This window comes from Delftia sp. NA_296.1 (genome assembly GCF_052692095.1).
On record NZ_JBQZGF010000009.1, the window covers coordinates 71,627 to 94,647 of the forward strand.

Annotated in this window: 20 protein-coding genes and 1 riboswitch; of the genes, 11 read left to right on the forward strand and 9 right to left on the reverse strand. The window is 68.0% G+C overall.

The annotated features are described in order from the left end of the window. Nucleotides 1-2: 2 nt before the first annotated feature. Nucleotides 3-2,759 (reverse strand): methionine synthase, encoded by a 2,757-nt coding sequence (gene metH, locus ACUTR7_RS21440; protein ID WP_445609786.1) that lies wholly within the window; start codon nucleotides 2,757-2,759, stop codon nucleotides 3-5. A 27-nt stretch (nucleotides 2,760-2,786) separates the two neighbouring features. Further along, nucleotides 2,787-2,913: riboswitch (S-adenosyl-L-homocysteine riboswitch) on the reverse strand. Between the two features lie 277 nt (nucleotides 2,914-3,190). On the opposite strand from metH, the gene ACUTR7_RS21445 reads away from it, so the two are divergent. The 5 genes from ACUTR7_RS21445 to ACUTR7_RS21465 are packed head-to-tail and all read left to right on the forward strand — an operon-like array spanning nucleotide 3,191 to nucleotide 6,946. Next, complete coding sequence (locus ACUTR7_RS21445; protein WP_445609787.1) at nucleotides 3,191-4,000, forward strand: FadR/GntR family transcriptional regulator; 810 nt, start codon at nucleotides 3,191-3,193, stop codon at nucleotides 3,998-4,000. Next, nucleotides 3,997-4,803 carry a transporter substrate-binding domain-containing protein gene (locus ACUTR7_RS21450; RefSeq protein ID WP_071953866.1) on the forward strand — a complete coding sequence of 269 codons (807 nt, stop codon included), beginning with the start codon at nucleotides 3,997-3,999 and terminating at the stop codon, nucleotides 4,801-4,803. Before ACUTR7_RS21445 ends, ACUTR7_RS21450 begins: the two co-directional genes overlap by 4 nt. Nucleotides 4,804-4,834: 31 nt before the next feature. After that, on the forward strand, nucleotides 4,835-5,563 hold the full coding sequence (locus tag ACUTR7_RS21455) for an amino acid ABC transporter permease (RefSeq protein WP_099732519.1): 729 nt from the start codon (nucleotides 4,835-4,837) through the stop codon (nucleotides 5,561-5,563). Then, nucleotides 5,560-6,213 carry an amino acid ABC transporter permease gene (locus ACUTR7_RS21460; protein ID WP_012202167.1) on the forward strand — a complete coding sequence of 218 codons (654 nt, stop codon included), beginning with the start codon at nucleotides 5,560-5,562 and terminating at the stop codon, nucleotides 6,211-6,213. The genes ACUTR7_RS21455 and ACUTR7_RS21460 overlap by 4 nt, the downstream gene beginning before the upstream one ends. Continuing rightward, nucleotides 6,200-6,946: an amino acid ABC transporter ATP-binding protein gene (locus ACUTR7_RS21465; protein ID WP_012202166.1), complete on the forward strand. Its 747-nt coding sequence runs from the start codon at nucleotides 6,200-6,202 to the stop codon at nucleotides 6,944-6,946. The genes ACUTR7_RS21460 and ACUTR7_RS21465 overlap by 14 nt, the downstream gene beginning before the upstream one ends. 72 nt (nucleotides 6,947-7,018) lie before the next feature. Here the strand turns inward: ACUTR7_RS21465 and ACUTR7_RS21470 are convergent, their stop codons facing one another. The 7 genes from ACUTR7_RS21470 to urtA form a co-directional block, all read right to left on the reverse strand. Beyond that, a complete protein-coding gene (locus ACUTR7_RS21470) occupies nucleotides 7,019-7,378 on the reverse strand; it encodes an FmdB family zinc ribbon protein (RefSeq protein ID WP_012202165.1) in 360 nt (119 codons plus the stop codon). Nucleotides 7,379-7,424: 46 nt separating this feature from the next. Further along, nucleotides 7,425-8,654: a formamidase gene (fmdA, locus tag ACUTR7_RS21475; RefSeq protein WP_013800108.1), complete on the reverse strand. Its 1,230-nt coding sequence runs from the start codon at nucleotides 8,652-8,654 to the stop codon at nucleotides 7,425-7,427. A gap of 36 nt (nucleotides 8,655-8,690) precedes the next feature. Beyond that, the gene (gene urtE / locus ACUTR7_RS21480; RefSeq protein WP_012202163.1) at nucleotides 8,691-9,380 is read right to left on the reverse strand and encodes an urea ABC transporter ATP-binding subunit UrtE; all 690 of its coding nucleotides are present in this window, start codon (nucleotides 9,378-9,380) and stop codon (nucleotides 8,691-8,693) included. Between the two features lie 20 nt (nucleotides 9,381-9,400). Further along, nucleotides 9,401-10,144 (reverse strand): urea ABC transporter ATP-binding protein UrtD, encoded by a 744-nt coding sequence (urtD, locus tag ACUTR7_RS21485; protein WP_012202162.1) that lies wholly within the window; start codon nucleotides 10,142-10,144, stop codon nucleotides 9,401-9,403. 19 nt (nucleotides 10,145-10,163) lie between these two features. Further along, on the reverse strand, nucleotides 10,164-11,354 hold the full coding sequence (urtC, locus tag ACUTR7_RS21490) for an urea ABC transporter permease subunit UrtC (protein WP_445609788.1): 1,191 nt from the start codon (nucleotides 11,352-11,354) through the stop codon (nucleotides 10,164-10,166). Nucleotides 11,355-11,426: 72 nt separating this feature from the next. Then, nucleotides 11,427-12,341, reverse strand: a complete 915-nt coding sequence (gene urtB, locus ACUTR7_RS21495; RefSeq protein WP_013800106.1) for an urea ABC transporter permease subunit UrtB — start codon at nucleotides 12,339-12,341, stop codon at nucleotides 11,427-11,429. A gap of 110 nt (nucleotides 12,342-12,451) precedes the next feature. Further along, nucleotides 12,452-13,717, reverse strand: a complete 1,266-nt coding sequence (urtA, locus tag ACUTR7_RS21500) for an urea ABC transporter substrate-binding protein (protein WP_012202159.1) — start codon at nucleotides 13,715-13,717, stop codon at nucleotides 12,452-12,454. A gap of 214 nt (nucleotides 13,718-13,931) precedes the next feature. Between urtA and ACUTR7_RS21505 the strand changes: the two genes are divergently transcribed. Next, complete coding sequence (locus ACUTR7_RS21505; RefSeq protein WP_445609789.1) at nucleotides 13,932-17,432, forward strand: hybrid sensor histidine kinase/response regulator; 3,501 nt, start codon at nucleotides 13,932-13,934, stop codon at nucleotides 17,430-17,432. 19 nt (nucleotides 17,433-17,451) lie between these two features. Then, a complete protein-coding gene (locus ACUTR7_RS21510; protein ID WP_238001568.1) occupies nucleotides 17,452-18,444 on the forward strand; it encodes a response regulator transcription factor in 993 nt (330 codons plus the stop codon). On the opposite strand, the gene ACUTR7_RS21515 is transcribed toward ACUTR7_RS21510, so the two are convergent. Then, a complete protein-coding gene (locus ACUTR7_RS21515) occupies nucleotides 18,417-18,911 on the reverse strand; it encodes a PACE efflux transporter (RefSeq protein ID WP_445609790.1) in 495 nt (164 codons plus the stop codon). The genes ACUTR7_RS21510 and ACUTR7_RS21515 overlap by 28 nt on opposite strands. Nucleotides 18,912-18,985: 74 nt before the next feature. On the opposite strand from ACUTR7_RS21515, the gene ACUTR7_RS21520 reads away from it, so the two are divergent. From ACUTR7_RS21520 to ACUTR7_RS21535, 4 genes are all read left to right on the forward strand, one after another. Next, nucleotides 18,986-19,897: a LysR family transcriptional regulator gene (locus tag ACUTR7_RS21520; protein WP_034397696.1), complete on the forward strand. Its 912-nt coding sequence runs from the start codon at nucleotides 18,986-18,988 to the stop codon at nucleotides 19,895-19,897. 149 nt (nucleotides 19,898-20,046) lie between these two features. Further along, nucleotides 20,047-21,696, forward strand: coding sequence for a M30 family zinc metallopeptidase (locus tag ACUTR7_RS21525; protein WP_445609791.1), 1,650 nt, complete (start codon nucleotides 20,047-20,049; stop codon nucleotides 21,694-21,696). A 5-nt stretch (nucleotides 21,697-21,701) separates the two neighbouring features. After that, nucleotides 21,702-22,115, forward strand: coding sequence for a hypothetical protein (locus ACUTR7_RS21530; RefSeq protein WP_445609792.1), 414 nt, complete (start codon nucleotides 21,702-21,704; stop codon nucleotides 22,113-22,115). A gap of 28 nt (nucleotides 22,116-22,143) precedes the next feature. Continuing rightward, nucleotides 22,144-23,016: a PPK2 family polyphosphate kinase gene (locus ACUTR7_RS21535; RefSeq protein WP_043823254.1), complete on the forward strand. Its 873-nt coding sequence runs from the start codon at nucleotides 22,144-22,146 to the stop codon at nucleotides 23,014-23,016. Nucleotides 23,017-23,021: the final 5 nt, after the last annotated feature.

Here is a 23,021-nt window from a genome sequence, read left to right on the forward strand (position 1 = left end):
TCTCACCCCAGATTCGGCGCCAGCAACCGGCGCAGTTCCTCGATGTCCATGCCCCGGCGCGCAGCCATGTCGGCCAGTTGGTCCTCGCCGATCTCGCCGACGTTGAAGTAGACGGAGTCGGGGTGGCCGATGTAGAAGCCGCTGACGCTGGAGGCCGGGTTCATGGCCAGGCTTTCGGTCAGGGTCATGCCGATCTCGTCGGCCTTGAGCACGGCGAACAGGTCGGTCTTGGCGCTGTGGTCGGGGCAGGCCGGGTAGCCGGGCGCGGGGCGCACGCCCTTGTACTGTTCCTTGATCAGCGCTTCGTTGCTGAGGTCCTCGTCGGGCGCATAGCCCCACAGGTCCTTGCGCACGCGCTGGTGCAGGCATTCGGCGAAGGCCTCGGCCAGGCGGTCGGCCAGGGCCTTGAACATGATGCCGGAGTAGTCGTCCAGCGCGTCCTGGAACTCCTTGTCCTTCTTCTCGGCGCCGATGCCGGCCGTGACGGCGAACAGGCCCGCATAGTCCTGGATGCCCGATTCCTTGGTGGCCACGAAGTCGGACAGGCAGCGGCTGGGGCGCATCACGGGCTGGCCATCCGGGCCTTCCACCATCTGCTTTTCGGTCTGCTGGCGCATGCCGTACCAGGTCATCAGCACCTGGCTGCGGGACTCGTCGGCGTAGAACTCGATGTCGTCGCCCACGCGGTTGGCAGGGAACAGGCCGATGGCGCCGTTGGCCTGCAGCCAGCGGCCTTCGATGATCTTCTTGAGCATGGCCTGGCCGTCAGCCAGCACCTTGCGCGCCTCGACGCCCACGATCTCGTCGTCGAGGATGGCCGGATAGGGGCCTGCCAGGTCCCAGGTCTGGAAGAACGGGCCCCAGTCGATGTACTCGGCGATCTCGGCCAGGTCGAAGTTGCGGAACACGCGCCGGCCCAGGGCACGCGGCGCAACGGGGGCCTGGGAAAAGTCCACGGGCGTGGCGTTGGCGCGGGCCTTTGCCAGCGGCCACAGCGGTGTCTTCTTCTTGTTGGCGTGCTGGGTGCGGACCTTGTCGTAGTCGGCCTGGATCTCGGCCAGGTAGTTGCCCTTGTTCTCGCCCAGCAGGCTCTGGGCCACGCTGACGCTGCGCGAGGCATCGGGCACGTAGACCACGGGGCCTTCGTACTTGGGCGCGATCTTGACGGCGGTGTGCACGCGCGAGCAGGTGGCGCCGCCGATCAGCAGCGGAATCTTCTTGATGCGGAAGTAGTCGTCCTTGTGCATCTCGCCGGCGACGTATTGCATCTCTTCGAGGCTGGGCGTGATCAGGCCCGACAGGCCGATGATGTCCGCGCCCTCGGCCTTGGCCCGGGCCAGGATCTCATGGCAGGGCACCATCACGCCCATGTTGATGACCTCGAAGTTGTTGCACTGCAGGACCACGGTGACGATGTTCTTGCCGATGTCGTGCACGTCGCCCTTGACGGTGGCGATGACGATCTTGCCCTTGCTGGACACGTCCAGGCCCGCCGCTTCCTGCTGGCGCTTTTCCTCTTCGATGTAGGGCACGAGGTGGGCCACGGCCTGCTTCATCACGCGCGCCGACTTGACCACCTGGGGCAGGAACATCTTGCCGGCGCCGAACAGGTCGCCCACGATGTTCATGCCGTCCATGAGCGGGCCTTCGATCACGTGCAGCGGGCGGCCGCCGCCCTGCACCACGATCTGCTGGTAGGCCTCTTCGGTGTCGGCGACGATGAAGTCGGTGATGCCGTGCACCAGGGCGTGCGACAGGCGCTCGCCCACGGTCTTCGGGTTCTCGGGCGTGCCGCGCCATTCGAGCTTCTTGCTGTCGTCCTTGGCGGCGCCCTTGGCGGCGTCGGCAATCTCCAGCAGGCGCTCGGCGGCGTCAGGGCGGCGGTTGAGCACCACGTCTTCCACGCGCTCGCGCAACTGGGGCTCCAGGTCGTCATAGACGCCGACCATGCCGGCGTTGACGATGCCCATGTCCATGCCCGCCGAGATGGCGTGGTACAGGAACACGGTGTGGATGGCCTCGCGCACGGGGTCGTTGCCGCGGAAGCTGAAGCTCACGTTGGAGACGCCGCCCGAGACCTTGGCGCCGGGCAGGTTGCGCTTGATCCAGCGCACGGCCTCGATGAAGTCCACGGCGTAGTTGTCGTGTTCCTCGATGCCGGTGGCCACGGCGAAGATGTTGGGGTCGAAGACGATGTCCTCGGGCGGGAAGCCCACCTCGTCCACCAGAATGCGGTAGGCGCGCTCGCAGATCTCGATCTTGCGCTGGTAGGTGTCGGCCTGGCCCTTCTCGTCGAAGGCCATGACCACGGCGGCCGCGCCGTAGCGCCTGATCAGCCGGGCCTGGCGCTTGAATTCATCCAGGCCTTCCTTCATGGAGATGGAGTTGACGATGCCCTTGCCCTGCAGGCAGCGCAGTCCGGCCTCGATGACCTCCCACTTGGAGCTGTCCACCATGACCGGCACCTTGGCGATGTCGGGCTCGGAGGCGATGAGGTTCAGGAAGCGCACCATGGCGGCCTTGCTGTCCAGCATGGCCTCGTCCATGTTCACGTCGATCACCTGGGCGCCGTTTTCCACCTGCTGGCGAGCCACGGACAGCGCTTCCTCGTACTGCTCGTTGAGGATCATGCGTGCAAAGGCCTTGGAGCCCGTGACGTTGGTGCGCTCGCCCACGTTGACGAACAGCGTGCCCTCGCCGATGGAGACGGGCTCCAGGCCCGACAGACGCATGGGAGGGGGAGTGAAAGAGGACGACATCAAGCTCACCTGCAAAAACGGCATGGCAACAGGTGAGCGTCGTTGGCACCGTGGGCGCGGTCCGGCCGGGAACCTGCACCTGGCCCAAGCCTGACGCGGCACGCGATCCGGTGTACGGATGGGCGGGTGCCGCGCTGCAACGCTCCTCGGGCCAAAGCCCGGGATTCTACGGCGGCTGGCGGCGGCCTGCAGTGCGGGTTTTACGCCCGCATTCGGGGCAGGCCTGCACAAAGCCATGCGGCACTGCACCAAAGCGCGGCAGTGCGGGCCGCTGGCGGCGCCTTCGGGGCGGATTGTGGATACCCCATCGCCCCGGTTTCTTTGCAGCGCCTGAGGACACCGCTCCTTTTTTTGCATCTGGCACGCAATTCGCTATCTGCTGGGTACGTGGTCTGACCAGTCAGGCCAAAACCCTCCACCCGCGCCAGCCCATGCAAAGCATTCCGATCTCGATGGCCCAGACGCTGCAGCAGCACATCCTGAGCGGCCACTACCCCGGCGGCAGCCAGCTGCCGCCGCAGCGCGAGCTGGCCCGGCAGCTGGGCATCAGCCGCGCTTCGCTGCGCGAGGCGCTGTCCATGCTGGAGGCCCTGGGCCTGGTCGAGATCCAGCCGGGCAAGGGCGTGCGCATCAACGGCCCGCACAGCGGCCGTGCACGCATGCACCGCGCCTATGCCACCCCGGCGCTGGGCACGCTGTCGCCGCGCCAGCTGATCGAGCTGCGCCTGGTGCTGGAGCCCGGCTGGGCCGCGCTGGCGGCCGTGCGCGCCGACGACAGCGGCCTGCGCCAGCTGCAATGGACCCAGTCCCAGCTGGCCCACGCCCTGGGCCGCAGCGACCTGCTGGCCGCCGCCGACGCCGACCTGCAGTTCCACCTGCTGCTGGCCCAGCTGTCGGGCAACCCGGGCCTGGTGGCCATGGCGCGCCAGCTGGAGCTGGCCATCAGCCACAGCCTGCGCCTGCCCTTTGCCTGGAGCGGCGCCGACGACCAGCCCGTGCGCGAGCACGACGCCATCGTGCAGGCCGTCTGCGCGGGCGATGCGCCGGGTGCCGCGGGCGCCATGCGCGCCCACCTGCTGTCGGCCGCAAGGCGCAGCGGCATCGATCTCGACACACCGGCGCCCGACGCAACGGCGCCCGACGCAACGCCGCCCGACGCAACGCCGCCCGATACATCTGCGCCCGACCCTGACCCGCTTTCCTTTCGCCTCACCCCACCTTCCGAAGGAGCTTTCGCATGACTTCCCCCCTGACACCCCGCCGCGCATTCATCCGCACCGCCCTGGCGGCCGCCACCCTGGCCGCTGCCGGCCTGGGCGGCGCAGCCCATGCCGACATGCTGGCCAACATCCAGAAGGCCGGCGTGCTGCGCGTGGCGATTCCGCAGGACTTCCCGCCCTTCGGCTCGCTGGGCACCGACCTGAAGCTGCAGGGCTATGACATCGACATGGCCGCCCTGGTGGCCCAGGAGCTGGGCGTGAAGGTGGAGCTGGTGCCCGTGACCAGCACCAACCGCATCCCCTTCCTGACCACGGGCAAGGCCGACATCGTCATCTCCAGCCTGGGCAAGAACGCCGAGCGCGCCAAGGTGATCGACTTCACCCAGGCCTATGCGCCCTTCCCCAAGAGCGTCTACGGCCCCAAGGACGTGAGCATCAAGGCCCCTGCCGACCTGGCCGGCAAGACCGTGGGCGTGACGCGCGGCTCCACCGAGGACCTGGCCCTCACGCAGGTGGCGCCGGCCTCGGCCACCATCAAGCGCTACGAGGACAACAACGCCACCGCGCAAAGCTATCTGACGGGCCAGGTGCAGCTGGTGACGCTGGGCAACATCGTGGCCAACGCCGTCAACGAGCGCACCAGGCTGCGCCAGCTGGACGCGAAGTTCGCGGTCGAGGACACGCCCTGCTACATCGGCGTGGCCAAGGGCGAGCCGGCGCTGCTGCAGAAGGTGGACGCCATCATCACCAAGCTCAAGGCCGACGGCCGCCTGACCGGCCTGTCCCAGCGCTGGATGAAGATGCCGCTGCCCGCCACCCTGTAACCGCTGCGCCCCTGTTCCCGGAAATCCTTCCATGGCCTATCAATTCGACTTCGGCGCCGTGTTCGACTACAGCGGCCTGCTGGCACAGGGCGCAGGCTTCACGCTGGCGCTGACGGCGGCGGGCGCCGTGCTGGGCGGCGCCATCGGCGTGGCCGGCGGCGTCAGCCGCGCCTGGCGCATTGCGCCGCTGCACTGGCTGTTCAAGGTGTACGTGGAGGGCATACGCAACACGCCCTTCCTGGTGCAGCTGATGTTCGTGTTCTTCGGCCTGCCTTCGCTGGGCGTGCAGATCAACGAATGGCAGGCCTGCCTGCTGACCACGGTGATCAACCTGGGCGCCTACATCACCGAGATCGTGCGCGCCGGCATCCAGGAGACGCCGCGCGGCCAGCTGGAAGCCGCTGGCGCGCTGGGCATGGGCCGCTGGGCGGTCTTCCGCCATGTGGTGCTGCGCCCTGCGCTGCAGCGGGTCTGGCCCTCGCTGAGCAGCCAGATCGTGATCGTGATGCTGGGCACCTCGGTGGTCTCGCAGATCGCCGCCCAGGACCTGACGTTTGCGGCCAACTTCATCCAGTCGCGCAACTTCCGCGCGTTCGAGACCTACCTGGTGGTGACGGCGGCGTACTTCTTGCTGGCCCTGGCACTGCGCCAGTTGCTGGCCTGGATAGGCCAGCGCTTCGTGGTGGGCCGCCGCACGCCGCGTGCAGCCCGGCCCGCTGCACCCGCTGCACCCGCAACCACTGCCGGAGACGCCGCATGATTGCCGACATTCCCCTGCTGCCCATCCTGGCCAAGCTGGCCGAGGGCCTGCTGGCCACGCTGGCGCTGTCGCTGCTGGCCTTCGTGCTGGGCGGCGCCACCGGATTGCTGGTGCTGTTCGCCCGCGTGGGCCGCAGCCAGAACCTGCGCCGCCTGGCCAAGGCCTATATCCAGGCCTTCCAGAACACGCCGCTGCTGATGCAGATGTTCATCGTGTTCTTCGGCTCGTCCATGGCCGGCCTGGACATCTCGCCCTGGACGGCGGCCGCCATCGGCCTGACGCTGTACACCAGCGCCTACCTGGCCGAGGTCTGGCGCGGCTGCGTGGAGTCCATCCCCAGCGGCCAGTGGGAAGCCTCGTCCAGCCTGGCCATGGGCTACCTGCAGCAGATGCGCCATGTGGTGCTGCCGCAGGCGCTGCGCCTGTCGATAGCGCCCACGGTCGGCTTCTCGGTACAGATCATCAAGGGCACGGCCGTGGCCTCGATCATCGGCTTCAGCGAGCTGACCAAGCTCGGCTCCATGCTGGCCAACGCCACCTTCCAGCCCTTCCTCATCTACGGCCTGGTCGCCGCAGGCTACTTCCTGCTGTGCTGGCCCCTGTCCCTCTACGCATCCCATCTGGAGAAGAAACTCTATGCCGCTCGTTGATGTGCGCGCCGTTCACAAGCATTACGGCAACAACCATGTGCTCAAGGGCGTGGACCTGAGCGTGGACAGCGGCCAGGTGGTCGCCATCATCGGCCGCAGCGGCTCGGGCAAGAGCACGCTGCTGCGCTCCATCAACGGGCTGGAGGCCATCCAGTCCGGCCAGATCGTGGTGGACGACGCCGTGCTCAAGGGCTCGGAGGGCAGCGCGCCCTCGCCCGCCCAGCTGCGCGCGCTGCGCCTGAACGTGGGCATGGTGTTCCAGCAGTTCAACCTGTTCCCGCACCTGACGGCGGGCGAGAACGTGGCCCTGTCGCCCACCGTGGTCAAGGGCGTGAAAAAGCCCGAGGCGGCGGCGCTGGCGCGCCAGATGCTGGCCAAGGTCGGCCTGGGCGACAAGTACGACAGCTACCCCGACCAGCTCAGCGGCGGCCAGCAGCAGCGCGTGGCCATTGCACGCGCGCTGGCCATGCAGCCCAAGGTGCTGCTGTGCGACGAGATCACCTCGGCCCTGGACCCGGAGCTGGTCAACGAGGTGCTGGCCGTGGTCAAGCAGCTCGCCGCCGAGGGCATGACGCTGATCATGGTCACGCACGAGATGCGCTTTGCCCGCGACGTGGGCGACCAGCTGGTGTTCATGCACCAGGGCCTGATCCATGAAAGCGGCCCGGCCAAGCAGCTGTTCGCCAACCCGCAGACGCCGGAGCTGGCGGGCTTCATCGGCGCCGTGCACTGAGCGGTACGCCCAGGCAGGACAAAGGCCCGCGTCGCGGGCCTTTTTTGCATCGGTGCGGCGCAGGGGCCGAGGTCAGTGGCTGATCATCCAGGGCCGCTTGGTCGGGAAGGTCTTGGCACCGTTGGGCGCCGTGACCGTGGAGCCGCGCTTGCTGGCGCCGCTGCAGCAGCCGCAGCCCGAAGGGTGGCGCATGCGCGCGTAGCTGCCCTCGGCCACATCGCGTGAGCGCCTGGGCTCGTGCCGGGCGCGCTCGTTGGTGTCATGGGCGCGGCGCTGTTCGGGGCTGGTGCAGGCCAGGCGCGGCGCGCTGACGAAGACGCGGGGCGAGGCCGCCTCGCAGCTGGGGCAGGGCGCGGGCTCGTTGCGCTGCGAGAGGCTGCGCAGCGCGTCGAAGCCGCCGCATGCGGTGCAGTGGTAGTCATAGGTGGGCATGGGCGGCCTCTGGCGGATGGTGGATGGCGGGTGTCGTATGCCGGGCTTACTTGTCCTGGGCGATGGGCAGATCCACCCCGCCCGTGATGATCTTCTGTGGTCCCTCGGCCGTGGGATTGATGTCGAAGTCGAAGATCTCCGTGGGCAGCCACAGCGTGGCGCAGGCATTGGGCACGTCCACCACGCCGCTGATGTGGCCCTGCACGGGCGCCGTGCCCAGCAGCGAGTAGGCCTGGGCGCCGCTGTAGCCGAATTTCTTCAGGTACTCGATGGCGTTCAGGCAGGCCTGGCGGTAGGCCACGGTCACGTCCAGGTAGTGCTGCTTGCCCTTTTCGTCCACCGAGATGCCTTCGAAGATCAGGTAGTCCTTGTAGTTGGGCGTCATGGGGCTGGGCTTGAAGATGGGGTTCTTGATGCCGTACTTGGCCATGCCGCCCTTGATGAGGCTGACTTTCATGTGCACCCAGCCCGCCATCTCGATGGCACCGCAGAAGGTGATCTCGCCATCGCCCTGGCTGAAGTGCAGGTCGCCCACGCTCAGGCCCGCGCCGTCCACGTAGACGGGGAAGAACACGCGCGAGCCGCGCGAGAGGTCCTTGATGTCGCAGTTGCCGCCATGCTCGCGCGGCGGCACGGTGCGTGCGCCTTCGGCGGCGGCCTTGTCGCGCGCCTCGCCCTGCATCTGGCCCATGTGGGCGGTGGTGGCGTTGGGCGGGTTGGCCAGGCCGGGGATGCGGTCGGGGTCGGTGGCGATGAGGCCGGTCTCGCGCTCGTTCCAGCTGGCCAGCATCTTGGGGTCGGGCAGGCAGCCGATCAGGCCCGGGTGGATGAGGCCTGCGAAGTTGACGCCGGGGATGTGGCGGCTCTTGGTGAACATGCCGTGGAAGTCCCAGATGGACTTCTGGGCCAGCGGGAAATGCTCGTCCAGGAAGCCGCCGCCATTCTGCTTGGAGAAAAAGCCGTTGAAGCCCCAGAGGCTGTCGTCGCGCGCGCCGATGTCCAGCAGGTCCACCACCAGCAGGTCGCCGGGCTGGGCGCCCTTCACGCCCACGGGGCCGGACAGGAAGTGGACGGTGGACAGGTCCACGTCGCGCACGTCTTCGGCGCTGTCGTCGTTCTTGATGGCGCCGCCGGTCCAGTCATAGGTCTCCAGCTTGAACTCCGCGCCCGGCTCCACCCAGACCGCCATGGGAATGTCGGGATGCCAGCGGTTGTGCACCTGCGGGTTGTCGTAGGGGGACTGGTTGAGATCGACCTTGATCAGGGTTTCGGCCATGGTGTGCTCCTTGCGATGGCAGTGGGAAAAAACGGATCAGACGGAGAGGTAGGACTTGATGCGCTGTTCATCCGTATCAGCACGGGCCGTCTCATGGACCAGGCGCCCGCCCTCGATGACGAACAGCCGGTCGGCCACATCCATGGCGAAGGAAAGCACCTGCTCGCTGACCACGATGGTGATGCGGCGCAGCTTGCGGATCTCGTTGAGCGCCTTGGCGATGTCCTTGATGATGGAAGGCTGTATGCCCTCGGTGGGCTCGTCCAGCAGCAGCACCTTGGGGTCGGTGACCAGGGCGCGCGCAATGGCCAGCTGCTGCTGCTGCCCACCCGAAAGGTTGCCGCCCTTGCGCCGGCGCATGTCCCAGAGCACGGGGAACAGGGCGTAGATGTCGTCGGGCACCTGGCGCGTCTTCGCGTTCTCCAGGCCCGTCTGTATGTTCTCTTCCACGGTCAGCGTGGGGAAGATCATGCGCCCCTGGGGCACGTAGGCAATGCCCTTGGCCACGCGCCGGAAGCTCTCGTCCTTCGTGACGTCCTGGCCGGCCACGGTGATCTGGCCGCTCTTGGCGGGCATGACGCCCATCAGGCTTTTGAACAGCGTGGTCTTGCCCATGCCGTTGCGGCCCATGATGGCCACGGTTTCGTTCTCGCGGCCCTCGAAGCTGATGCCGTGCAGCGCCTCGCTCTGGCCATAGGCCACGTACAGATCCTTGACTTGCAGCATGTGAATTCCTTGTGCGTGCCTCAGTGGCCGAGGTAGACGTCGATGACCTTGGGGTCGGCCTGCACCTTGTCCATGGGACCCTCGGCGAGGATCTTTCCCTGGTGCATGACGGTGACCTTGTGCGCGATGCGCGCCACGAACTCCATGTCGTGCTCGATGACGATGACGGAGCGGTTCTTGCAGATGCGCTGCAGCAGCTCGGCCGTCAGCTCGCGCTCGCGGGCGCTCATGCCGGCGATGGGCTCGTCCAGCATCAGCAGCTCGGGCTCCTGCATGAGCAGCATGCCGATCTCCAGCCACTGCTTCTGGCCGTGGCTGAGCAGGCCGGCCTCGGTGTCCAGGCGCTCGTCCAGGCCGATGTCGGCGGCCACGGCCTGCACGCGATCGCGCACCGCCTCCGTGCACTTGAAGGCCAGCGCGCCGAAGACCGAGCGGCCTTGCGGGTAGGAGACCTCCAGGTTCTGGAAGACCGAGAGGTTCTCGTAGATGGACGGCGTCTGGAACTTGCGCCCGATCCCCAGGCGCACGCGCTTGTGCTCGGCCATGCGCGTGAGTTCCTCGTTCTTGAACTTGATGCTGCCGGCCGTGGCGCGGGTCTTGCCGCAGATCAGGTCCAGCAGCGTGGTCTTGCCCGCGCCGTTGGGGCCGATGATGACGCGCAGCTCGTTCTTGTCGATGTACAGGTTCAGCGCGTCGATGGCCTTGAAGCCGTCGAAGGAGACCGTCAGGTCTTCCACGGCCAGCGTGAAGTCGGTATTGCTCATGGTGTGCTCCCGCTGTGGTTCAGGCGCCCTGGCGGCCCATGCCTTCGGACAGGGCGGACGTGGGCTTGGTGGCGGTCGGGGCCGGGGCAGGTGCTGCCTGGGCTCCCTGCGCTGCGGCAGATGCCGTGCCCTTGCGGCGGCTGTTCCACCAGGGAACGATGCGGCTTTCCCACAGGCCGGCCAGCCCCATCGGGAAGGCCATGGTCACGCCGATGAACAGGCCCGCCATGAGGAACAGCCACAGGTCCGGGAAGCTCTCCGAGAAATAGGTCTTGCCCGCGTTGACCAGCAGCGTGCCGTACACGGCGCCCACCAGACTCATGCGCCCGCCCACGGCGGCGTAGATCACCATCTCGATGGAGGGCACGATGCCCACGAAGCTGGGCGACATGAAGCCCACCTGCAGCGTGAACAGCGCGCCGCCCACGCCCGACAGCGCAGCGGCCAGGCAGAACACGAAGACCTTGAAGTTGGCCACGTCGTAGCCGGAAAAGCGCACGCGGTCTTCCTTGTCGCGCATGGCCAGCAGCAGGGTGCCCACCTTGCCGGTCTGAATCCAGCGGCACAGCACGATGGCGCCGATCAGCAGGGCCACGCAGACGTAGTAGAGGATGTACTTGGCGCTGTCCGTGCGCGTGTCCCAGCCCCACAGGGTCTTGAGGTCGGTCATGCCGTTGACGCCGCCCGTGTAGCCCTGCTGGCCGATGATGAGCACGGTGACGATCAGCGCCACGGCCTGCGTGATGATGGCGAAGTACACCCCGCCCACGCGGCGCTTGAACATGGCGAAGCTGATGAGCCAGGCCAGCAGCGTGGGCACGGCGATGACGGCGGCCAGCGAGAACGGCAGGCTCTTGAAGGGCAGCCAGAACGAGGGCAGCTCGGTCAGCTGGTTCCAGTCCATGAAGTCTGGGATGCCTGGCGTGGACTGGATCTTGGTGCTGATGGGGTCGGACGCCTCCAGCTTCAGGAACATGGCCATGGCGTAGCCGCCCAGGCCGAAGAACACGCCCTGGCCCAGGCTGAGCACGCCGCCATAGCCCCAGACCATGACCAGGCCGATGGCTACGAAGGCATAGGTCAGGTACTTGCCGACCAGGTTGAGGCGGAAGATGTCCAGCGCCAGGGGCAGCACCACCGCCAGCAGGACGGTGAGCAGCACCAGGCTGGCGAGCTGGTAGCGCTGTATCCAGGCTTTGAGGGCTTGCATGGAATGACTCCGGTGAACTCAGGGGAAATCGGGGGAACGCGGGGAAATTCGTGGACAGGGCCGGCGCCGGGATCAGCGCCGCACCTTGGAAGCGAACAGGCCCTGGGGACGCAGCATCAGGATGAAGACGATCAGCGACAGCGTGATCACCTTGGCCATGGAGCCCGCGAGGAAGAACTCGGTGATGGACTGCGTCTGCGCAATGCCGAAGGCCGAGACCACGGTGCCCAGCAGGCTGGCCGCGCCGCCGAAGGTGACCACCAGGAAGGCGTCCACGATGTACAGCGAGCCCGAGGTGGGGCCGGTGGAGCCGATGGTGGTGAAGGCCGCGCCCGCCACGCCTGCGATGCCGCAGCCGATGGCAAAGGTCAGGCGGTCGGTCTTCTTGGTGTCGATGCCGATGGCATTGGCCATCACGCGGTTGCTGACCGTGGCACGCACGCGCAGGCCCCAGCGGCTCTTGTGCAGCGCGATCAGCACGCCGGCCGTGACCACCGCGGTCAGCGCCAGCACGAACAGGCCGTTGATGGGAATGTCCAGCCCCTCGGCCGGCGCCCACGAGCCCATCAGCCAGTCAGGCAGGGTGGGGCTGACTTCCTTGGGGCCGATGAAGGTGCGAAAGCACTGCTGCAGCGCCAGGCTCACGCCCCAGGTGGCCAGCAGCGTGTCCAGCGGGCGCTTGTAGAGGTGGCGGATCAGCCCCCACTCCACCAGCCAGCCGGCCGCGAAGGCGAACAGGAAGGCGGCCACGATGGCCAGCGGGAAGTAGTAGGGCATGAACTCGGGCGCGTGCTGCGCCGTGAGCGTGGAGCCCAGGTAGATGGTGTAGGCGCCAATGGTCATGAACTCGCCATGCGCCATGTTGATCACGCCCATCTGGCCAAAGATGATGGCCAGGCCCAGGCCCATCAGCAGCAGCACGGCGAACAGGCTCAGCCCCGCGAAGCCCTGCATCAGGCCGATGTTCATCATGTCGGAAAAACTCATGGTGCTGCTCCTGCGCGCAAGCCAATCGGGAGAGGGGGAAACGGTTCACGCGGCGGCCCGCCCACCAGGCCGCAGGCCGCCACGCATCACCTGCCTGAGCGGATCAGGACTTACTGGTAACCCTTGGGGAAGGGATCGGGTTTGATCAATTCCGGAGATTCCGAGACCACCTTGAACGTGCCGTCCGGCTGCCCCACGGCAATGCGCGACTTGCTCCACAGGTGGTGGTTGGCGTCCACCTTCACGTAGCCTTCGGGCGCGGTCTTGAGTTCCAGCCCCGGCGATGCGGCCACCACCTTGTCCACGTCGAAGCTCTTGGCCTTTTCCACGGCGGCCTTCCACAGCCAGGGGCCCAGGTAGCCGGCCTGGGTGACGTCGCCGATGACGGCATTGGGGCCGTACTTGGCCTTGAAGGCGGCCACGAACTTCTTGTTGTTCTCGTTGTCCAGCGTCTGGAAGTACTTCATCGAAGAGTAGAAGCCCGTGAAGTTCTCGCCGCCCACGCCGGTCATCTCGTCCTCGGTCACCGACAGCGTGACCAGCAGTTGCTTGTCACCCGTGATGCCCGCGGCCTTGAGCGCCTTGTAGAAGGCCACGTTGGAGCCGCCCACCACGGCCACGAAGATGCAGTCCGGCTTTTGCAGCTTGATCTTGTTGACCAGCGAGCCGAAGTTGGTGCTGCCCAGCGGGTAGTACTCCTCGCCGACGACCTTGCCCTTCTGGAAGTTCTCGATGTGCTTGCGCGCGATCTTCATCGAGGTGCGCGGCCAGATGTAGTCCGAACCGATCAGGAAGAAGGTCTTGGCCTTCTTCTCGGCCTTGGCCCAGTCCAGGCTGTACAGGATCTGCTGCGTGGCTTCCTGGCCCGTGTAGATCACGTTCTTGGACTGCTCCAGGCCTTCGTAGAAGGTGGGGTAGTACAGCAGGCCGTTTTCCTTCTCGAACACGGGCAGCACGGCCTTGCGCGAGGCGCTGGTCCAGCAGCCGAAGACGGCGGCGCAGCGGTCGTTGATGAGCAGTTTCTTGGACTTCTCGGCAAAGGTGGGCCAGTCGGAGGCGCCGTCTTCCTTGATCACGCGGATCTTGCGGCCCAGGATGCCGCCCATGGCGTTGATCTGGTCGATGGCCAGTTGCTCGGCCTGGATGGAGCCGGTCTCGGAGATCGCCATGGTGCCCGTGGCCGAGTGCAGCTGGCCCACGACGACCTCGGTGTCGGTCACGGCCAGCTTGGTGGTGTTGACCTGGGCCGTGGGCTGGGCGAAGGACCAGGCCGGCAGCCCGGCCACCGAGGCGGCGCCAAGCGCCTGCAGGACGCGGCGGCGGCCCATTTCCGTGCCGGGGGAACCAGGTGTGCGGGGGTCGGAGGGGTGGCTCATGGTGACTCTCCTGTAAGGATCGGTTGGGTGATCTGCAAGTGGCTGAAAACTGGCGTTGCGGTTACGGCTTGTTTCCGCGCTGGGTCCAAGATTAGGAAGAACCCTTGAAACCGCCCATACGTCAATTGACGTAGCCATCTGCGTACGCACCCCGCGCACTCCTCTTGAAAGCCGCGCCAGCATTGGCCCCGCACGTTTCTTGCTAGACCTGGGAATGCACTCCGCACCCCCGCCCGACAGCTCCGCCAGCACCTCGCCCGCGCCGCAGACCATCTTTCGGTTCCGGCGCGAATACAACGCCTGGGTGGCCGACGAGACCATGGAGGACTACGCGCTGCGCTACACGCCGCGCAGCTTCCGGCGCTGGAGCGAGTTCCGCGTGGCCAACACGGCCTTCGGCTCGCTGTCCTTCCTGGCGCTGGAGGCGATCGGCGGCGCCATTGCCCTGAACTACGGCTTTGCCAACGCCATGTGGGCCATCGTCACCGTGGGGCTGGTGATCTTCCTGACGGGGCTGCCCATCGCCGTCTGCGCGGCACGCTACGGACTGGACATGGACCTGCTGACGCGGGGCGCGGGCTTCGGCTACCTGGGCTCGACCATCACCTCGCTGATCTACGCCGTCTTCACCTTCATCTTCTTCGCGCTGGAGGCGGCCATCATGGCGCTGGCCCTGCAGCTGGTGGTGGACTGGCCGCTGCAGTGGTGCTATGCGCTGTCGGCCCTGGTGGTGCTGCCGCTGGCCATGCGCGGCATCACGCTGATCTCGCGCCTGCAGGCCTGGACGCAGCCGCTGTGGCTGTTCCTGCTGGTGCTGCCCTTCGTGTGGATGGCGCTGTCCCAGCCCCAGCTGTACCGCGACTTCGCCAGCCTCACCGGCCTGCGCTCGGGCAGCAGCCAGTTCGATCCGCTGATGTTCGGCGCGGCGGCGGCCGTGATCTTCGCGCTGGTGGTGCAGATCGGCGAGCAGGTGGACTTCCTGCGCTTTCTGCCGCCGCGCACCCGGGCCAACCGCCTGCGCTGGTGGGGCGCGGTGCTGGTGGCCGGGCCGGGCTGGGCCGTGATGGGCATGCTCAAGATGGCAGGCGGCGCGTTTCTCGCCTTCGCGGCCATGCAGCTGGAGGGGGTGGACGCCTCGCGCGCGGCCGAGCCCACGCAGATGTTCCTGGTGGGCTTCCAGCAGGTGCTGCAGGCCCTGGGCCTGCCGGGGCTGGCCGTGGCGGTGACCGTGGTCTTCGTGGTCATCTCGCAGGTCAAGATCAACGTGACCAATGCCTACGCGGGGTCGCTTGCCTGGTCCAACTTCTTCGCGCGCATCACGCGCAGCCATCCGGGGCGCGTGGTCTGGATGGTGTTCAACGTGGTCATCGCCACCTTGCTGATGACGCTGGGCGTGTTCGGCGCGCTGGAGAAGGTGCTGACCATCTACAGCAACGTGGCCATCGCCTGGGTGGGTGCGCTGGTGGCCGACCTGGTCATCAACAAGCCGCTGGGACTGAGCCCGCCGGGCATCGAGTTCCGCCGCGCCCATCTGTACGACTTCAATCCCGTGGGCCCGGGCGCCATGCTGCTGGCCGCCGCCGTGGCCTGCTGCGCCTATGCGGGCCTGCTGGGCGAGACGGCGGCCGCGTTCTCGCCCTTCATCGCGCTGGCGCTGTCCATGCTGCTGTCGCCGCTGCTGGCCTGGCTGACGGGCGGGCGCTACTACCTGGCGCGGCCCGCAGGCAACCTGTGGAAGCCCGGCGAGACCGTGCGCTGCGCCGTCTGCCAGAAGCATTTCGAATCCGAGGACATGGCGCACTGCCCCGCCTACGGCGCGCCCATCTGCTCGCTGTGCTGCTCGCTGGAGTCGCGCTGCCATGACCGCTGCAAGACCGGCTCGCGCGCAGGCGAGCAGTTGCATGCGCTGGCCTCGGCCCTGCTGCCGCCGCGCTGGGCGACCAAGGTGAACTTCCGCGCGGGCCAGTACCTGGTGGTGATGCTGTCGCTGTGCGCGGTGACGGCCTTCATGGTGGGCGTGGTCTACATGCAGGAAAGCCTGCAGGCAGGCAGCGTCGATGGCGGCGCGCTGCGCATCCCCTTCCTCAAGGTCTTCGCGCTGCTGGCCCTGCTGTGCGCCGTGGCCGCCTGGTGGGTGGTGCTGAGCACGGACAGCCGGCGCATGGCGCAGGACGAGTCCGAGCGCCAGAACCAGCTGCTGCTGCAGGAGATCGCCGCCCACAAGCGCACTGATGCCGAGCTGCAGGCCGCCAAGGATCATGCCGAGCAGGCCAGCCAGGCCAAGACCCGCTATGTGGCCGGCATGACGCACGAGCTGCGCTCGCCGCTCAACAGCCTGCTGGGCTATACGCAGATCCTGCTCAAGAGCCCGCAGGTCGATGGCTGGGTGCGCGAGACCCTGTCCACCATGCAGCACAGCGGCCAGCACCTGCGCGCGCTCATCGACGAATCGCTGGAGCTGGCCAGCATCGAGGCCGGCCGCCTGCGCCTGGACCTGGCCCCCCTGCCCCTGCCCGCGCTGATCGACGGCATCGAGGCCATGATGCGGCCCCAGGCACAGGCCAGGGGGCTGCAGTTCTCGGTCGAGACGCTGGGCACCATGCCGCGCTGGGTGCGGGCCGACGCCAAGCGGCTGCGCCAGATCCTGATCAACCTGCTATCCAACGCCGTGCGCTTCACCCAACGCGGCGAGGTGCGGCTGCGCATGGACTTCAGGCCCCATGTCTCGCGCATCGAGGTCATCGATACCGGCATCGGGATCGAACCGCAGGACATGGAGCGCATCTTCGTGCCCTTCGAGCGCGGCAGCGCGGGGCGGCGCGTCAGCGAGGCGGGCACGGGCCTGGGGCTGACCATCACCCATCTGCTGACCGAGCTGATGGGCGGGCAGCTCACCCTGAGCAGCACGCCCGGCGAGGGCAGCTGCTTCACCGTGCGCCTGTACCTTCCCGAGATGGCGCCCGACGCGTCCTGGGTCCCTCCGGGTGCCGCCGCCACGCTGCACACCGTCATCGGCTATCTGCCGCCCCGGCGCACCCTGCTGGTGGTGGACGACCAGCCGCTGCAGCGCCAGCTGCTGGCCGGCCTGCTGCTGCCCCTGGGCTTCGAGATCCGCGAGGCCGCCAGTGGCCGCGAGTGCCTGGAGATCGTGGAGCAAAGCCCGCCCGACCTGGTGCTGCTGGACATCAGCATGGACGACCTGGACGGCTGGCAGACCGCCGCCCTGCTGCGCGCGCGCTGGGATGCGCAGCAGCTGCCCGTGGTCTTCGTCTCGGCCAACCTGTTCGACAACGACCCGCCGCGCCTGGCCGATGCGCGCTGCCAGGGCTTTGTCGCCAAGCCCGTGACCGAGTCCGAGCTGCTGCAGGTGCTCGAGCGCGTGCTGCGGCTGGAATGGGTGCATGACAACCGCCCGCTGCTGCTGCCGGCGCCGCGTGCAGAGCAGGCGGAGGCCAAGGCAGAGGAGGCGCCGGCAACCGCCCCCTTCCCGCCCGATCTGCGTGAAGACCTGGCCCGGCTGGCGCGCTCGGGCCAGGCCACCGCCCTGCGCGAGCGCCTGCGCCAGGCGCGCCAGCAGGCGCCCGCGCATGCCGCGCTGTTCGATGCGCTGCAGGCCTGCGCGAACCGCTTCGACTTCGATGCGCTGGCGCGCATGCTGCCGCGGCCCGAGCAAGAGGATGAAGAAGACGAAGAAAGAGAGGAGACCGATGAATGAGAACCCGCAAAGGCCACAGATGACCACCGCCGACAGCAGCAGCCACCCCAGCCACCCCCCTCACAACGCCCACGTCATCCTTGTGGTGGACGACGCGCTGGACAGCCTGCGCATGCTGTGCGACGCGCTGGCCGCCGAAGGCTACGTGGTGCTCGCCGCCCGCGACGCCGACGAGGCCCTGCAGCGCTTCGCCCTCACCGTGCCCGACGGCGTGCTGCTGGACGCCGTGATGCCCGGCATGGACGGCTTCACGCTGTGCCGCACGCTCAAGGCCACGCCGGCCTGGGCCCATGTGCCCGTGGTGTTCATGACCGGCCTGTCGGACACGGACCAGATCATCCGCGGCTTTGCCAGCGGTGGCGTGGACTACGTGGTCAAGCCGCTTCGCATCCCCGAGGTGCTGGTGCGCCTGGCCACCCATGTGCGCAACGCCCGCGCCACGCGCCAGGCGCAGGAGGCCGTGGACGTGGCGGGGCTGGGCGTGGTGGTGCTCGACGGCCAGGGCCGCGTGGCCTGGCGTTCGCCCCAGGCATCGCGCTGGCTGGAGGAGGCCTTTGCGGACCAGCCCTTCCCGCTGGAGGCGGCCGGGGACTGGCTGGCCGGCGCCCGCCAGCCGGATGAGCACGGCAAAGCGGATCAGCCCGGCCAGGCGGATCAGGAGGGCCAGCCCGCCCCCCAGGATCTGGCGCTGGCCCTGGCAGATGGCCGCCAGCTGCTGGCGCGCCACATGGGCGCCAGCGGCCTGGGGGAGTCGATGGTGCTGCTCAGCCACGAGGCGCCGCAGACGCCCGCCGCGCGCCGGCTGCAGCAGGTGGCGCTCACCCCGCGCGAGACCGAGGTGCTGTCATGGCTGAGCAAGGGCAAGACCAACCGCGACATCGCCGACATCCTGGGCATGAGCCCGCGCACGGTGAACAAGCACCTGGAGCACATCTTCGAGAAACTCGGCGTGGAGACCCGCACGGCCGCCGCCGCCGTGGCCGGTCAGTTGCTGCAGGCCGGCTCGCCCTGAGCACGCGGGGCCACCGCAGCGGACGCCGAGGCCGAGGCCGGCAGGCCGAACACATGGTCGAAGCACCAGTTGAAGACATAGGTGTAGACCAGGAAGAAGACCAGCAGGCCGGCCTCCATCACCGTGGCCTCCCACAGCGTGACGCCGAACCACCAGGCCATGAGGGGGATCAGCACCATGGCCAGCCCGCCCTCGAAGCCCAGGGCGTGCACCACGCGGCGCAGCACCGAGCGGCCCTTGACGCTCTGGCGCGCCTCCCATTGCTCGAACAGGTGGTTGAAGGTCAGGTTCCAGACGATGGCCAGCGTGGAGGCCGCAATCGCCATGCCGCCCGAATGCCCGGCGCTCTGGCCGATGGCCATGAACAGCAGGCTGGAGGCCGCGATGGCGATCAGTTCATACAGGGTCACGAAGACCACTTTGCGCTTGGGCCCCTGGAGGCCCTTTTTGTGTGTCTGCAAGGTCATAGGGGGCGCAGTTTATTTGTCAGGAATTGAACGTTAAAGTCAGATTCTTTCAATAAAACTGACAGGTTCCCGCCATGTCCTTCCCCGCTGACCAGGTGCCGCTGTTCCTTGCCGTGCTGGACCACGGCTCCTTTTCTGCCGCCGCACGCCGGCTGGGGCGGGTGCCCTCGGCCGTGAGCATGGCCATCGCCCAGCTGGAGGCGGAGCTGGACCTGCAGCTGTTCGACCGCAGCGGCCGCGAGCCCCGGCCCACGGCGGCGGCGCGCGCACTGGAGCCCCAGGCCCGGCTGCTGGCCGCCCAGCTGCAGCAGCTCAACCACCAGGCACTGGCCCTGCACCAGGGACTGGAGGAGCGGCTGACCCTGGTGATCGCGCCCGAGCTGCTGTCCACGGCCTGGGCCGCGCCACTGCAGCCGCTGGTCGAGGAATTCCCGGGGCTGGAGGTGGAGGTGCTGGTGGCCGCCCAGGTCGATGCGCTCAAGGAACTGCATTCGGGCCGCGCGCATCTGGCCCTGGTCTTCGAGCGCCCGGCCATCGACGGCCGCGAGGATTTCCAGGAGATGGGCCAGGAAACCATGGTCGCCGTGATGGCGGCCAGGCACCCGCTGGCCCGGCAACTGGGCGTGGACGGGCAGCAGCGCCTGGACGTGGGCCAGCTGGCCGGCGCGCGCCAGATCCTGCTGGCCAGCCGCGACCTGGCCCACACCGATCCGCGCTTCGTGTTCTCGCACCAGCTGTGGCGCACGGACAGCCACCTGGCAGCCCTGTCCCTGGTCTCGGCCGGCCTGGGCTGGGGGTGGCTGCCCTTCAGCGTCGCCGAGCCCCTGCTGCAAACGGGCGCGCTGCTGCGCATCCCGCTGTGCAACATCAGCAACGGCACCCAGCTGTTCGTCGACTGGGTGTGGTCCAAGGAGCGCCCGCTGGGGCTGGCGGCGCGGCGGTTCGTGGAGCAGCTGCAGGTGCCGGTGCGGCTGGAGCCCAGATGAGGCCTGCGGCTTGCAACCTGCAGGCAAGCCCTGCGCCTACACGCGGGAAACCGGCCGGTGCTTGCCGCCTGCAGGCAGGCCTGGGATAGTGGCGCAAGCGTCCGGCCGCCTCCTTCTTCTGGCTGGACATGGACCATCGAGAGGAACCCATGTTTCAAGATCACTTTGGGGGCAAGGCCCTTGTTGCACTGGCACTGGGTGCGGGACTGGCAGGCTGCGGCGGCGGGGGCGGCGGCTCCACGCCGGGCGACTCCATCACGACACAGCTGAGCCCCGCCTGCACGGGCGCCTCGTGCGGCGCGACCGACGCCACCACCTATTCCGGCCAGGGCGTCGGCGTCTGGAGCTACACCAACGCCACCGCCGCAGAGCAGCCCGTTGCCGTGGGCCTGCGCAATCTGGGCACCCGGCCCGTGACGCTGATCTATACCAACACCGGCGATGCCGCCGTGGCCCTGCCGCCCATCACGCTCACGCCGCCAGCCGCAGCGGCGCAGGGCATTGCGGCGCAACAGTCGCTGAGCGCTGCGCAGCTGGTCAACCAGATCCCCCAGCGCGTACGTGACTTCAAGCCGAGCCTGCCCGCCCCGGTTGCAGGGCAGAGCGTGCAGCCCTCGCGCGCTGTGTCGGCGGCCGTGCTGCCCGTGGGCAGCCAGCGCAGCTGGTTCGTCAACACGGAAAACCCCACGGTCGAGACGCGCAGCGCCACGCTGCGGCGCCAGACCACGGCGCCCACGCCCACGGGCACCCGCACCATCAATCTGTGGCTGGAAGACAGCGAGTACGGCGGCGCCAAGGTCAGCGACGCCCTGCTGGACACCGTGATACAGCGCTTTTCCAGCGGGCCGGATTCCGTGCACGCCCTGGTCACGGGGCTGGCAGGCCAGCCCTGGGGGCCCCAGGCCCACAGCGAGCTGATCGCGACCGACCAGCCGATCGACATCGTGTTCGTGAACTTCACGCCCGACAGCCAGCCCTACGGCCTGCTGGGCTACTTCTGGGCCGTGAACAACTTCAAGCGCACGGCCGGCAACTCGCAGTTCCAGTACAGCAACGAATCGCTGTCGTTCTACATGGACACGGAAACGCTGTACCTGGGCGGCGCCAACGGGCTGACCACGCAGATCAGCACACTGTCGCACGAGTTCATCCACATGATCAACTTCTACCAGCGCGGCGCGCTCAAGGGCTCGGACTACATGTTCGACACCTTCCTGGAAGAGATGTCGGCCCTGATGTCCGAAGACATCCTGGCCGAAAGACTCACACCCGGCACCAATCCCATGCGTGACGGCCGCATTACCGGCTGGATGTCCAAGCCCGGCTTCAACTGCGACCTGGCCAGCTGGGCCTCGGATGTCAACGCCACCTGCTTCGGCTACAACGTCACGGGCAGCCTGGGCGCCTATCTGCTGCGCCAGCACGGCGTGGGCTTCTACCAGCAGATGCTGAGGAACACCTCCTCGCCCGACTCGCTGCAGGTGCTAGGCAACGCCATTGCACAGGCCGGTGGCCCCTCGTTGCCCGTCACGCTGCAGCGATGGGGTGCCAACATCGCCCTGCTGCCTTCCAGCGGCCCGGCCGGCTACGGCTGGCCCGCACGCACGGACCAGGGCTTCACCCTGGTGGGCATCGACGGCCAGCGTTATGCGGCCGCACGCCGCCTGCCCGCCACCGTGCCCGCCCAGCTCGCGGCGCGCGGCCACTTCCCCTTCGTACGCCAGCCGGACGCCCAGGGCCTGTACCAGGAGCAGTTGCGCGTTCCCGCCGGCACCACCCTCACCGCCATCGTGCAATGACCGCCATGACCCAGACATCCCATACCGCAATCGCCCGGGCCCTGCCCCTGCTGCTGGCCGGCAGCCTGTCGCTGCTGGCCACGGCCTGCGCCGCGCCACCTCCACCTCCTGCAACCGCACCGGCGCCCGCTTCGGCATCGGCCGCGCCCGCCGCGCCCGCCGCGCCGGATGCCGGCCAGCCCCTGACCCTGCAAGGCCGTCTGGTGCTGCGTGGCAATGCGCCCCATGAGCAGCCCGTGCTGCAGACCGCCTCCGGCGAGACCTGGCAGCTCAAGGGCCTGAGCGCCGAGCAGGTCACGCAGTGGCAGCGGCAGAACGTGGAGGTCCGGGGCCAGCCCGACCCCAGGCCCGCCGCTGGCGCCGCGCCTTCGATGGCGCCGCCGCAACTGCAGGTGCAATCCATTCGCGCCCAGCCCTGACCTTCCCCGCTCACCCACCGCTCAAGCCATGGACGCCTTCAACCCTTTCTCCAGCCGCGATGCGGCCGTGCAAAAGCTCTGGGAGCAGTGGCAGCCGCGCTCCGCCAAGTCCGACAAGGACAAGCCGATTGCCCTGGCCGACTTCGACCCCGGCGCCAAGCCCTTTTCCAACGGCAACGGCAAGACCGAGGACAAGGCCGCCGTCGAGGCCCTGGCCGAAGAGATCGATGCGCTGCAGAACCTGCTGTACGCCGACCGCCGCTACAAGCTGCTGGTCGTGCTGCAGGGCACGGACACGGCGGGCAAGGACGGCACCATCCGTGGCGTCTTCGGCCGCACCAGCGCCCTGGGCATGAACGCCGTGGGCTGGAAGGCGCCAACCGATGCAGAGCGCGCGCACGACTACCTGTGGCGCATCCACCAGCGCGTGCCGGGCGCAGGCGAGATCACGGTCTTCAACCGCAGCCACTATGAGGATGTGCTGGTGCCCGTGGTCAACGGCTGGATCACGCCCGAGCAGCAGCGCCAGCGCTTTGCCCACATCAACGACTTCGAGCGCATGCTCAGCGAGACGGGCACCGTGGTCGTCAAGTTCCTGCTGCACATCAGCGCCGACGAGCAGCGCGCGCGCCTGCAGGAGCGCCTGGACGACCCGGCCAAGCACTGGAAGTTCGACGAGAACGACATGAAGGTGCGCACTCAGTGGAAGGACTACCAGCAGGCCTACGGCCAGTTGCTGGGCGCCACGCACACGCCCTGGGCGCCCTGGACCATCGTGCCCGCGGATTCCAAGACGCATCGCAACCTCATGATCGCCACCTTGCTGCGCGAGGTGATGCGCAACCTGGACCTGCGCTTTCCGCCCGGCGATCCGGCCCTCAAGGACTACAAGATCACCTGATCACT

What these genes read in the sequence shown, in the direction of transcription:
- urtD (WP_012202162.1), bottom strand. Translation starts at nt 10,144, where the DNA reads ATGAGCAATACCGACTTCACGCTGGCCGTGGAAGACCTGACGGTCTCC.
- urtB (WP_013800106.1), bottom strand. Translation starts at nt 12,341, where the DNA reads ATGAGTTTTTCCGACATGATGAACATCGGCCTGATGCAGGGCTTCGCG.
- fmdA (WP_013800108.1), bottom strand. Translation starts at nt 8,654, where the DNA reads ATGGCCGAAACCCTGATCAAGGTCGATCTCAACCAGTCCCCCTACGAC.
- ACUTR7_RS21530 (WP_445609792.1), top strand. Translation starts at nt 21,702, where the DNA reads ATGACCCAGACATCCCATACCGCAATCGCCCGGGCCCTGCCCCTGCTG.
- ACUTR7_RS21455 (WP_099732519.1), top strand. Translation starts at nt 4,835, where the DNA reads ATGGCCTATCAATTCGACTTCGGCGCCGTGTTCGACTACAGCGGCCTG.
- urtE (WP_012202163.1), bottom strand. Translation starts at nt 9,380, where the DNA reads ATGCTGCAAGTCAAGGATCTGTACGTGGCCTATGGCCAGAGCGAGGCG.
- ACUTR7_RS21505 (WP_445609789.1), top strand. Translation starts at nt 13,932, where the DNA reads ATGCACTCCGCACCCCCGCCCGACAGCTCCGCCAGCACCTCGCCCGCG.
- ACUTR7_RS21470 (WP_012202165.1), bottom strand. Translation starts at nt 7,378, where the DNA reads ATGCCCACCTATGACTACCACTGCACCGCATGCGGCGGCTTCGACGCG.
- ACUTR7_RS21520 (WP_034397696.1), top strand. Translation starts at nt 18,986, where the DNA reads ATGTCCTTCCCCGCTGACCAGGTGCCGCTGTTCCTTGCCGTGCTGGAC.
- ACUTR7_RS21515 (WP_445609790.1), bottom strand. Translation starts at nt 18,911, where the DNA reads ATGACCTTGCAGACACACAAAAAGGGCCTCCAGGGGCCCAAGCGCAAA.
- ACUTR7_RS21525 (WP_445609791.1), top strand. Translation starts at nt 20,047, where the DNA reads ATGTTTCAAGATCACTTTGGGGGCAAGGCCCTTGTTGCACTGGCACTG.
- ACUTR7_RS21535 (WP_043823254.1), top strand. Translation starts at nt 22,144, where the DNA reads ATGGACGCCTTCAACCCTTTCTCCAGCCGCGATGCGGCCGTGCAAAAG.
- urtA (WP_012202159.1), bottom strand. Translation starts at nt 13,717, where the DNA reads ATGAGCCACCCCTCCGACCCCCGCACACCTGGTTCCCCCGGCACGGAA.
- ACUTR7_RS21450 (WP_071953866.1), top strand. Translation starts at nt 3,997, where the DNA reads ATGACTTCCCCCCTGACACCCCGCCGCGCATTCATCCGCACCGCCCTG.
- metH (WP_445609786.1), bottom strand. Translation starts at nt 2,759, where the DNA reads ATGTCGTCCTCTTTCACTCCCCCTCCCATGCGTCTGTCGGGCCTGGAG.
- ACUTR7_RS21465 (WP_012202166.1), top strand. Translation starts at nt 6,200, where the DNA reads ATGCCGCTCGTTGATGTGCGCGCCGTTCACAAGCATTACGGCAACAAC.
- ACUTR7_RS21460 (WP_012202167.1), top strand. Translation starts at nt 5,560, where the DNA reads ATGATTGCCGACATTCCCCTGCTGCCCATCCTGGCCAAGCTGGCCGAG.
- ACUTR7_RS21510 (WP_238001568.1), top strand. Translation starts at nt 17,452, where the DNA reads ATGACCACCGCCGACAGCAGCAGCCACCCCAGCCACCCCCCTCACAAC.
- urtC (WP_445609788.1), bottom strand. Translation starts at nt 11,354, where the DNA reads ATGCAAGCCCTCAAAGCCTGGATACAGCGCTACCAGCTCGCCAGCCTG.
- ACUTR7_RS21445 (WP_445609787.1), top strand. Translation starts at nt 3,191, where the DNA reads ATGCAAAGCATTCCGATCTCGATGGCCCAGACGCTGCAGCAGCACATC.